Raw genomic sequence first — 10,884 nt, 5'->3', positions numbered from 1 at the left:
GCTTCCCAGTGCGCCGAATAGCGCGTCAAGTTCGGCCTGCACACTGGCGCACATGCCGGACATCATCAGCGCGGCCATGCGCGGCAAGGTCAGTGTGCGATTGCGGGTAAAGGCAGTGGGAGAACGACGCACGCGATCGGCGAGCGCCGGATCGAGCAGGAAATCGGAGAACTCAGCCAGAAGCCGCGAGGACGCTGGTATTTGAGTTCATATCGTTGATTTATCAGTGAGTTATGCGATGAAGTTTACAGGGGCAATGCCTCGTTTACAAGCTCTTTGAGGCTTAAGTTGAGAGCATTGCCCCGCACAGGGGCAACGCCAATAGACCACTAAGATCACAAGGAAAAGCCACCACCACAAGCAACCCAACCAACCGCCGAAAAGGCAAAAAAAAACCGGCTACCCCACTACAACCCTCTTCCTCTCCGCCCGCTGCATAAAATAATTAACCGCCACAACCCCAACAGTAACCACAGCAATAAACAAAGTAGCCAGCGCATTCATCTCAGGATTCAACCCCAGCCGAACGCGAGAAAAAACCACCAGCGGCAGCGTAGTCGACCCAGGCCCGGACAGGAATGCCGACAAAACCAGATCATCGATCGACAAGGTAAACGACAACAACCACCCCGAAACAAGCGCCTGCGAAATCAACGGCAACGTAATGGAGAAAAACACCCGCAGCGGCGTCGCCCCGAGATCCAGCGCGGCCTCTTCGAGAGAAGGATGCAACTCCCTCACACGCGACTGCACGATGATCGCCACATACGAAATACACAGCATCACATGCCCGATCCAGATCGTGAAGATGCCACGCCCCGCCGGCCACCCGAACCACTTCGCCATTTCGATGAACAGCAGCAGCAGCGAAATCCCCTGAATCACCTCGGGAATCACCAGCGGCGCATTGATCATCCCCGTGTACAGCGTAAAGCCGCGGAACCGTCCCATTCGCGCCAGCACGAAGCCCGCCCACGTGCCGATGATCACCGACGCAAACGCCGTCAGCAACGCCACCCGCAATGACAGCCACGCCGCCGCGATCAGTTCTTCATCCTGCAGCAACGCCGCATACCAGCGCGTGGAAAAGCACGTCCAGACCGTCACGAGTTGCGATTCGTTGAACGAATACACGATCAGACTCACGATCGGCACATACAGAAACAGAAAGCCCAGCCCCAACGCAATGAACTGCAAAACCCGGTTCGGCTTCATCAGCGCCTTTCCTCCATCGCCTTCGCCTGCGCGTACTGGAAAAACGCCATCGGCACCAATAACAGCAACACCATCGCGCACGTCACCGCGGAGGCCATCGGCCAATCGGCATTGTCGAAGAACTCATTCCACATCACGCGGCCGATCATCAGCGTATTCGCGCCGCCGAGCAATTCGGGAATCACGTACTCACCCACCGCCGGAATGAACACCAGCAGACAACCGGCGATGATGCCGTTCTTCGACAGCGGCAAGGTGATCTGCCAGAACGCTTTCCACGGCCTCGCGCCGAGGTCGTAAGCGGCTTCCAGCAAGGTCATGTCCATCTTCACCAGATGCGCGTACAGCGGCATGACGAGAAACGGCAGGTAGGAATACACCATGCCGATATACACCGCGGTATTCGTGTGATACAGCTCGATCGGCGTATGAATCACGCCGATCGACATCAGGAAGTTATTCAGCAAGCCGTTGTTCTTCAGAATGCCGATCCACGCATACACGCGAATCAGAAACGACGTCCAGAACGGCAGCATCACGGCCATCATCAGCAGATTCCGGCTCGCCGGATTCGAGCGCGCGATGTAATACGCCATCGGATAGCCGATCAGCAAACACAGCACCGTCGAAATCGCGGCGACCACCACCGAATTCACATAGGTCGCGAAATAGAGGCTGTCGGTGAGCAGAAACGCGTAATGCGAGAAGTCGAGCGTGATGCGAAGCGCGCCTTCCGCGAAGTTCGTCAACTCCGTGTAGGGCGGAATGCCAAGCTGCAAATCGGCGAAGCTGATCTTCACGACCAGCAGGAACGGCACCAGAAAAAACAGCAGCAGCCAGATGAACGGGCCGGCCACCACCGCGGTGCGGCCGGTCAGATTGAAGCGGCGCACCGGCCAGCTTGCGAAGGCATTGAGCGAGCGCTTCATGACGTCAGCACCACGCCGGCCGATGCGCTCCAGCGCACATACACTTCGTCGCCCCAGGTGGGCGGATCGATTTCCGTCAACGCAAGGCTCGTCACGTTCGCGATCACCGTTTTGCCGGCTTCGAGCTTCACGTGATACAGCGAATAGCCGCCCATGTAAGCGATATTCGTGACGACGCCCTTGCCCCAGTTGTACGCGCCCTCGGGCGGCTTGCGCGTGAGCGCGATGCGCTCGGGCCGCACCGAGATCGTCACCGGCATGCCGAGCGGACCGGTGATGCCGTGATTCACGTACAGCCGGCACGACAGGTCGGGCGTTTCGATGAACACGTGATCGGGCTCGTCCTCGACGGTATGGCCGTCGAACAGATTGGTCGAGCCGATGAACTCCGCCGAAAAACGGCTGTTCGGATACTCGTACACCTCATGCGGCGTGCCGAGCTGCACGATCTCGCCTTCGCTCATCACGGCGAGGCGGCTCGCCATCGTCATCGCCTCTTCCTGATCGTGCGTGACCATGATGCAGGTCACGCCCACCTTGTCGAGAATGTTGACCAGTTCGATCTGCGTGCGCTGACGGATCTGCTTGTCGAGCGCGGACATCGGCTCGTCGAGCAGCAGCAGCTTCGGCCGCTTGACGAGCGATCGCGCGAGCGCCACGCGCTGCTGTTGACCGCCGGAAAGCTGATGCGGCTTGCGCTTCGCGAAGCGGCCCATCTGCACGAGATCGAGCGCGGCCTGCACGCGATCCTTGAGCTCCGCTTTCGGCACGCCTTCCTGCTTCAGACCGAAGGCGACGTTCGTCTCCACGGTCATGTGCGGAAACAGCGCGTACGACTGGAACATCATGTTGACCGGCCGACGGTACGGCGGCAATTGCGCGAGATCCTCGCCGTCGATCAGGATCTTGCCCGAGGTCACGCTTTCGAGGCCGGCCAGCATGCGCAGCAAGGTCGACTTGCCGCAACCGGAACTGCCGAGCAGCGCGAACAGCTCGCCCTTCTTCACCGACAGGTTGACCCCCTTGACCGCCACGGTCTCGCCGAACTTCTTCACGACATCGACGATCTGGACGAAGTTATCGGCTGCGTCGCCCGTAGCGGCGTTAAGGCCCGGCGACGGCGCGGCCGACCCTGCCAGCGCGCCCGACTGGTCACTACTCATCACAATGCTTTACTCCGGCGTTTGACGAACAAAGCCCCCGGTGAACACCGAGGGCTTCATGATGATGCTTACCCGTTCATGGAAGCCGCGGGTCAGCGGCCGGACTTGAATTCAGTCCACAGCCGCGTTTGCAGCCGCTGGACTTCCGGCGGCAGCGGCTTCAGCAGGAACAGCGTCTTGATGACGTCGGGCGGCGGATACACGGCCGGGTCGCTCGCCACGTCCTTGTCCACGTACTTGCGCGCCTCGAGGTTCGCGCTCGGGTAGTAGACGGCATTGGTGATCGCGGCGTGAACCTGCGGCGTTTCGATGTAGTTGATCCACTCGTGCGCGGCTTCCTTGTTCTTCGCATCCTTCGGAATCGCCATCACGTCGAACCACACCGGGGCGCCGCCCTTCGGAATGTAGTACTCGATCTTGTAGGCCTTCTTCGCTTCGGCCGCGCGGTGCTTCGCGATCACCACGTCGCCCGACCAGCCGTATGCGAAGCAGACGTCGCCGCCGACCAGGTCGTTGATGTAGCCCGACGAGTTGAACTGCGTGATGTACGGACGGATCTTCTTCAACATCGCGAGCGCGGCGCGGTAGTCGGCCGGGTTCGTGCTCATCGGATCCTTGCCGATGTAGTGCAGCGCGGCGGCGAACATCTGGTCCGGCGCGTCGAGCACGGACACGCCGCAGGCCTTCAGCTTCGAGATGTTTTCCGGCTTGAAGAGCACGTCCCAGTTATCGAGCGGCACGTTCTTGCCGAGAATCTGCTGGACCTTGGTGACGTTGTAGCCGAGGCCGGTCGTGCCGTAAGCCCAGGGCACCGTGTACTTGTTGCCCGGATCGGCGCCGGCGACGAGCGCCATCAGCGAGGGGTCGAGGTACTTGAGGTTCGGCAGCTTCGATTTGTCGAGCGGTGAAAAGATGCCCGCGGCGATCTGCTTGCCGGCGTAATTGCTGGTCGGCACGACGATGTCGTAGCCGGAATTGCCGGTGAGGAGCTTGGCTTGCAGCGTGTCGTCGCTGTCGTAGTTGTCGTATTTGACCTGGACGCCGCTCTGCTTGGTGAAGTTCGGAATGGTGTCCTTGGCGATGTAATCGGACCAGTTATACACGTTCAGTTGCGTATCCTTCGCAACGGCCGTCAACCACGGCGCCGCGCACAAGACCAGCGCCGCCACTTGCCCCACTACCCGTCTTTTCATTCCGTTCTCCGATCGTGGCCGGCGCGAGCCGACCGTCGCCACCCATGCCGCGGCACAGCGCACACGGCTCCCCTGAAAAATCCGAAAACTACCATCAATTATTGCGCGGTCCAAAAAAAATGCCCGCCTGTCGCGCAAACGGTACAGCGTAAGCCGCGCGCTGGAAAATTGCGCGCAATTTTAGCGGGTTATCGGCGCCTGTCCACCCGAAAAAAAGATCGACGGCGGCGGCGCGGCCTTCTCTTGCTCCGGTCGCGGCGTTCGGGGCTTGCGTCGCTCTCGTTGGAAGCGGCCGGCGGAGAGGCGGGTTGTGCGCCGTTTGCGCGTCGGTTGGTGCCCTGTTGCTGCGTCGGTTTGTGCGCCGTTGGTGCGCCGTTGGTGCGCCGTTGGTGCGTCGGTTCGTGCGTCGGTTCGTGCGTCGTTCCCGCGTCGGTTCGTGCGTCGTTCCCGCGTCGGTTCGTGCGTCGTTCCCGCGTCGGTTCGTGCGTCGTTCCCGCGTCGGTTCGTGCGCCGTTCCTCCATCGTTCCAGCGTCGGTTCCCGCGTCGATTCCCGCGCCGTTCGCGCGTCTTTATGCGAACCGGCTAGCGTCTCGGCAAGCGCGAGCCGCCTCGCGTTCGTCGGCGCACAATAGCTGCCAGAGATCCGAACGACAACGCGCCGGCAATCCCGCGGCCGCGCCGGACCTCTCGCCGCCCCCGCGTGCCCGACCCGCCGCGGGCACGTGGCTTGCGAAGCCATGCAGTCTTTACGCTCAGGGCATCGATGAACACCAATCCATTCGCGTTGCGCCCCAATCGCCGCCCTCGTCTGCCGGATGGCGGGCCGGCACGTCCAGCGCATTGGTTTTCGTTCGTCGGCGCGGGCGCGCTGATCGCGGTCGGCTATGTCGATCCGGGCAACTGGGCGACCGCGCTCGGCGCCGGTGCGGGCTACGGCTATCGGCTGCTCGGCATGGTGCTGCTGTCGAGCCTGATGGCGATGCTGCTGCAATGGCTGTCCTCGCGCCTCGGCGTCGTGACCGGGCGCGATCTCGCGCAGGTCTGCCGCGAGCGCACCGGCCGGCGCGGCACGCTGTTCCTATGGCTCACGAGCGAGGTCGCGATCATCGCGTGCGACGTCGCGGAGGTGGTCGGCAGCGCCGTCGCGTTGCAATTGCTGCTGGGCGTCTCGCTGACGGTCGGCGTGCTGATGTCGGCGGTCTGCACGTTCGCGCTCCTCGCGCTCCAGCAGAAAGGCGGCCGCAAGCTCGAAGCGGTGATCGCGACGCTGATCGGTTTCGTCGGCCTGTGTTTCGTGGTGGAACTGGCGCTGGCCGATCCCGACTGGCACGCCGCGCTGGCCGGCACGGTGCCGAGCGCCGAGTTGCTGCGCAATGCGGGCATGGTGTGGCTGGCGGCGGGCATCGTCGGCGCGACGGTGATGCCGCACAACCTCTATCTGCACTCCGCGCTCGTCAAGCAGCACGCGCCGGGCGGCAGCGACCCCGAGATCAAGGCCGCGTTGCACGTCGTCAATATCGACACCTTCGCTTCCCTTTCGTTTGCCTTCGTGATCAACGCGGCGCTGCTGATCGTGTCGGCTGCGGTGTTCCATGCGAACGGCCATCGCGACATCACCGATCTCGCCGACGCCCACCGGCTGATCGCGCCGCTGGTCGGCACGCCCTGGGCCAGCATCCTGTTCGCGGCGGCGCTGCTCGCGTGCGGCTTGAGCGCGACCGTCACCGGCACCTTGGCCGGTCAGGCGGTGATGGAAGGCTTTTTGCGCATCCGCCTGCCGCGCTGGAAGCGCGCGCTGCTCACCCGCGCGCTGGCGATCGGACCGGCGCTCTTCGCGGTCGCGCTGTTCGGCCAGCACGGGTCGAATCAATTGCTGGTGGCAAGCCAGGTGGTGCTGAGTCTGCAGTTGCCGCTCGCGGTGGTGCCGCTGATCCGCTACACGTCGAACGCCGGGCTGATGGGCGACTGGCGCGTGCGCGGCGTGCCGCTCGTGCTGGCGTGGCTGTGCGCCACGCTGATCCTCGTGATCAACGGCACGCTGCTGTGGCAGTTGGCGTTCGGAGAATGAAGCGGGTTGATGGTGTGGGTGATGAAGCTTGGCTGGAAAGCTTGGCTTTGAAGCCGGGCTGTGAAGCCGGCTATGAAGCCGGGCCATGAAGTCGGCTTGAAGCCGGCTGTGAAGTCGGCTGTGAAGTCGGCTGTGAAGTCGGCTGTGAAGTCGGGTTGCGAAGCCGGGCCATGAAGTCGGCTAAGAAGCCGGGCCATGAAGTCGGGTTGTGAAGCCAAGCTACGAAGCCGCGCTATGAAACCGGCCTCTGAAGCCGCGCTACGAAGCCACGCCCCAAGGCTCGACCATCAACCAACCCACGCGACCTTTTCTCGCCCCCGGCTCCGGATGAAGTAAATTGGCGAGCATCGCCTGAGTATTTCGCCATAATCGGCGACGCCGCCCTCGGCCCGCGCCCCGCCGGCCAGGGCCTCAAGCTCGCGGCAGCGGCCGCGCATCGCGCCGCTGCCTTTTTGTGCCACGTTCGCGCCCTCGCGCTTCCGCGCGTGCGTTCCGGCGTGCCGGTGCCCTGTCGCGATTCGACACCCGCCGCGCCGTTTCGCCCGCTGCCCTTGCTCCCTGGACGACAGCCCATGCGTTTCGCCGTTTCGCTCAATCGCCTCGCCCGTCTCAAGTCACCTCGAACTCGCCGTGCCAGCGCGCGCACGTCAAGCCGCACATCAAGCCGCACGTCACCCTTCGCGCCGCTGTTTCCGTTCCTCGCCATCGTCGTCATTGCCGCAACCGCGGCCACGCCGCGCGAGGCCCGGGCGACCGTCGCCATGCTGCAGCCGGCGCGCGTGGCCGCCGCCACCGAGCCGTTGCAAATCACGCTGCTCTATTCCGCCGACGACGCCAAACCCCTCACCGTCACCGTGCCGCCGACGATCCGCGTGAGACTGAACGGCGCCGAACGATCGCCGCAACCGCTCGACTTGCAGCGCGAAGCGGGCGTGCCCGACACGCTGCGCCTGAGGCCCGGCCAGTTCCGCAAGGTCCGCTTCTCCGCGCCGTGGCCCGAGTGGGCGCGCGGCGAAGTGCGGATCGATCCGGTCGGCTTCGACGCTTCGCCGGCACTCGTCGCAATCAACCGCGGGCCGCAACAGATCGCGATCGCCCAGGCCGAACGCACGGAAAGCCAGGCGAGCACCCCGGCGCAAGCCGCGGCCACCGCGGCGGCGGTCGACGGCCCGACCGGCGACGCGATGTCGCCGCCCGGCGACTCGCTCGCCACGCCCGGACGCGGCGTGCTCGCCCACGTCTCCTACTACGACCCGATGTACATCGCCGCCGGCCACAACGGCGACACGAACGCGCGGCTGCAATTCAGCTTCAAATACCGCCTCATGATGCCGGACGACCTGCGCTCGAAAGCCTTTCTCGACAACGTCTATTTCGCCTATACGCAGACCTCGATCTGGAACCTGTCCGCCGACTCGCGGCCGTTCCGCGATACGACTTATAGTCCGCAATTCTTCTACTACGTGCCGGACACGGGCTGGCGCAGTTCGTGGTTCACGCGCATGGGGTTCGCCGCGGGGCTGAGCCACGAATCGAACGGCAAAGGCGGCGCGGACTCGCGCAGCATCAACATGCCTTTTATCCGGCCGACGTGGGAATTCGGCGATCTGACGGGCAATCACCTGAGCGTCTCGCCGAAAATCTATTACTACCTCGGCAAGAGCAGCAACCCCGACATCGCCGACTATCGCGGCTACGTCGACCTGCTGGTCAAATACGGCAGCCCGGACGGCTGGCAACTCGCGACCACCCTGCGCAAGGGCACCAGGCACTGGTACGGCAGCATCGACACGCAATTCACCTATCCGCTCGCCAAACTGCTGGGCAGCGCGTGGGGCGGCTATCTGTGGGTCGGCTATTTCAACGGTTATGGCGAGGATCTGCTGGATTACAACAACCGCCAGCACTGGATGGCGCGCATCGGCTACAGCATCGCGCGCTGAAAGCGGGGCAAGGGGCGCGCGCCGCATCGTTTAACATAGCGGAACTTCGCTTCTTCGCCCCAAGGTTTCCGATGGCTTCGAATCTCCATGACCTACCCGACAGCCCCTGCATCGGCGTCTGCTCCACGCTCTTCGACGAGGTGTGCAAAGGCTGCGGCCGCACCGCCACCGAGGTCTCCAACTGGGTGTTTCTGAGCGACGAGGAAAAGCGCGCGGTGTGGGTACGGATCGAGCAGGACGGCACCGCCATGCGCTTTCAGAACGACAAGCTGTAGTCCCTCTCCCTCTCCCGCTCCCTCTTCCTGGCGGTGGCGCTCAGAACCGCATGCCGACACCCAACCCCACGATCACCGGATCGATGCTCAAGCGGCCAAGCGACTGACCGCCGAGCGACGCATCCGTATGCATCCAGATCTTCTTGATGTCCGCGTTGACGAACAGCGACCTGGTCACCTGCACGTCCACGCCCGCCTGCAACGCGGGGCCGAAGCTGTGATTGGTGACCGAGATCGGCTGGCCGCCCACGTTCGCGCCGTTGTTATAGAACAGCGTGTAGTTGATGCCCGCGCCGACATAGGGGCGAATGCGCCCGGCATGATTGAAGTGATATTGCAGCAGCAGCGTGGGCGGCAACACGTTCACGCCGCCGAGATTGCCGAGGCTCGACGTCAGTTGATGGCGCGACGTGGCGAGAATCAGCTCGACGCCGAGATAATCGCGGATCATGTAAGTCAGATCCAGTTCCGGCACGATCGCGTTGTTCACGCCCACGTTGAGCGCCGACAGCGATTGCGTGGTGTCCACGTTCGGCATGATGCTGATCGCGCGCAAACGCACCAGCACGTCGCCGGCGTGAATGCCGCTGATCGGATCATCGCCCGCGGCCTGCGCCTGCGGCGCGAGAAGGCCCGCGCATAACAGGCTCGCCGCGACGGCGGCGGCCTTGATGCTCAGCCCGAGAACGTTTCTGTACGAGTGCTTCATGTGATTCCCCTCTTGTTGGTGTGGACATGGGGATTGTCGAAGCTCTCGTCAGCCCCTACGTTGACCGGTATCAACCCAGGAAAAACGCCCAGCGCCCTGCGACCGACGGTCGCGTTGCGCCGGTCAGCAGCAGTTCGATCAGATCGTGCACGCTGCGAATGGCCGAGCCGAACGGCAAGGCCTCGCGGCCGCGGAAGAACAGGCCGTTGGCGACGTCGCCGCGCAATGCCGCGGCGAGCCGCGTGTCGATGCAGAAGTGGCCGAACTTCTCGATACCGTCGCGCCAGCCGCACACGCTCAGGCATTCGAGCGCGGTCGGACAGGCATGTTTGAGCGCGCCGACCTTCTCGCGGATCTTCGTTTCCTGGCGCAGATAGCGCACCAGCCAAGGCGTCTTCACGGCACGCGCGGGCAGCCCCGTCACGCTGACGAATTCGACGATGTCCTCGGGCGCGGCTTCGGCCAGCACGCGCTTGAAGTTCGGATGCGCGTCGCCTTCCTCGGTGACGGCGAACGGCGTGCCGAGTTGCACGCCGTTCGCCCCGGCGTCGAGCAGTTCGCGCACCGCTTCATGACTATTGATGCCGCCCGCGACGATCAGCGGTACGTCGTCACGCTTCAGGCCGAGCGAGGTGAAGACCGTCTCGAGTTCCTCGAGAACGCGCACGAAGTCGAAGCGTCGATCGTGCATGTCGGCAAGATGGGTGACGCCGAGATGGCCGCCTGCGTGCGCCGGATGTTCGATCACCACGGCGTCGGGCAAGCGGCCTTTTTTCATCCACTTCTTCAGCATGAGCGCGACGCCGCGGCTATCCGAGAGAATCGGAATCAGCGCGATGTCGTGGCCTTGGGTCATATCCGGCAAATCGAGCGGCAGACCCGCACCCATGACGATTGCGTGCGCGCCGCTCTCGCACGCGACGCGCACGTAGTCCGCCTGCGCGCTGACTGCCTTCATCACGTTCACGGCGATCATGCCGCGGCCTTCGCTGAGTGCCTTCGCGGCATGAATCTCGCGGGCCAGCGCGGTCAGATTCGCCTGCTCCAGAGTCGCCCGGTCCGGCGACTGAGCGCAGCGTTCGAGCAAGTCGGGATGGTGATGGCGCAAGTCGATGCTGGCGATGGTGCCGAGCGCGCCCTCGCGGGCAACGCTGCCGGCAAGGCGATGGGCGGAGATACCGACGCCCATGCCGCCCTGCACGATAGGCAGTAACGAGCGGCCGCGGATGATGAGCGGTGGAAAGGAATGAGAAGTGAGCATGGCGCCCCGAGCGGTGACTATCGAAACGCAGATAATCGACCGTCGGGTGCGGCTTGCGTTGCGCTGGATCAACGAGCCTGTTCGCGACTTCAGCGCTTGTGATGCCTAGTTGACGCCGGTCATGCGG

Annotated in this window: 9 protein-coding genes; 3 read left to right on the top strand and 6 right to left on the bottom strand. The window is 63.6% G+C overall.

The genetic code is table 11. The annotated features are described in order from the left end of the window. Positions 1-399: 399 nt before the first annotated feature. The 4 genes from BUE39_RS08005 to BUE39_RS07990 all read right to left on the bottom strand — a co-directional run bounded on the left by BUE39_RS08005 (position 400) and on the right by BUE39_RS07990 (position 4,500). Positions 400-1,215, bottom strand: a complete 816-nt coding sequence (locus BUE39_RS08005) for an ABC transporter permease subunit (protein WP_073428101.1) — start codon at positions 1,213-1,215, stop codon at positions 400-402. Continuing rightward, a complete protein-coding gene (locus BUE39_RS08000) occupies positions 1,215-2,144 on the bottom strand; it encodes an ABC transporter permease subunit (RefSeq protein ID WP_073428100.1) in 930 nt (309 codons plus the stop codon). The genes BUE39_RS08005 and BUE39_RS08000 overlap by 1 nt, the downstream gene beginning before the upstream one ends. Beyond that, positions 2,141-3,307 carry an ABC transporter ATP-binding protein gene (locus tag BUE39_RS07995; protein ID WP_073428099.1) on the bottom strand — a complete coding sequence of 389 codons (1,167 nt, stop codon included), beginning with the start codon at positions 3,305-3,307 and terminating at the stop codon, positions 2,141-2,143. The genes BUE39_RS08000 and BUE39_RS07995 overlap by 4 nt, the downstream gene beginning before the upstream one ends. A gap of 92 nt (positions 3,308-3,399) precedes the next feature. Continuing rightward, complete coding sequence (locus BUE39_RS07990; protein WP_073428098.1) at positions 3,400-4,500, bottom strand: polyamine ABC transporter substrate-binding protein; 1,101 nt, start codon at positions 4,498-4,500, stop codon at positions 3,400-3,402. 764 nt (positions 4,501-5,264) lie between these two features. Between BUE39_RS07990 and BUE39_RS07985 the strand changes: the two genes are divergently transcribed. The 3 genes from BUE39_RS07985 (at position 5,265) to BUE39_RS07970 (ending at position 8,787) form a co-directional block, all read left to right on the top strand. Then, positions 5,265-6,569 carry an Nramp family divalent metal transporter gene (locus BUE39_RS07985; RefSeq protein WP_073428097.1) on the top strand — a complete coding sequence of 435 codons (1,305 nt, stop codon included), beginning with the start codon at positions 5,265-5,267 and terminating at the stop codon, positions 6,567-6,569. Between the two features lie 572 nt (positions 6,570-7,141). Beyond that, positions 7,142-8,512: a phospholipase A gene (locus BUE39_RS07975; RefSeq protein ID WP_083083785.1), complete on the top strand. Its 1,371-nt coding sequence runs from the start codon at positions 7,142-7,144 to the stop codon at positions 8,510-8,512. Positions 8,513-8,583: 71 nt separating this feature from the next. Next, positions 8,584-8,787 (top strand): DUF1289 domain-containing protein, encoded by a 204-nt coding sequence (locus BUE39_RS07970; RefSeq protein WP_073428095.1) that lies wholly within the window; start codon positions 8,584-8,586, stop codon positions 8,785-8,787. A 40-nt stretch (positions 8,788-8,827) separates the two neighbouring features. Here the strand turns inward: BUE39_RS07970 and BUE39_RS07965 are convergent, their stop codons facing one another. Together BUE39_RS07965 and BUE39_RS07960 are read right to left on the bottom strand one after the other, a co-directional pair. Continuing rightward, positions 8,828-9,496, bottom strand: a complete 669-nt coding sequence (locus tag BUE39_RS07965) for an OmpW/AlkL family protein (protein ID WP_073428094.1) — start codon at positions 9,494-9,496, stop codon at positions 8,828-8,830. Between the two features lie 70 nt (positions 9,497-9,566). Then, positions 9,567-10,757 carry an NAD(P)H-dependent flavin oxidoreductase gene (locus tag BUE39_RS07960; RefSeq protein ID WP_073428093.1) on the bottom strand — a complete coding sequence of 397 codons (1,191 nt, stop codon included), beginning with the start codon at positions 10,755-10,757 and terminating at the stop codon, positions 9,567-9,569. Positions 10,758-10,884: the final 127 nt, after the last annotated feature.

The sequence above is a fragment of the Paraburkholderia terricola genome (assembly GCF_900142195.1).
Taxonomy (GTDB): Bacteria; Pseudomonadota; Gammaproteobacteria; order Burkholderiales; family Burkholderiaceae; genus Paraburkholderia; species Paraburkholderia terricola.
Note: the sequence above shows the minus strand (reverse complement) of the source record. Positions and strands in the feature narration are given on the sequence as shown.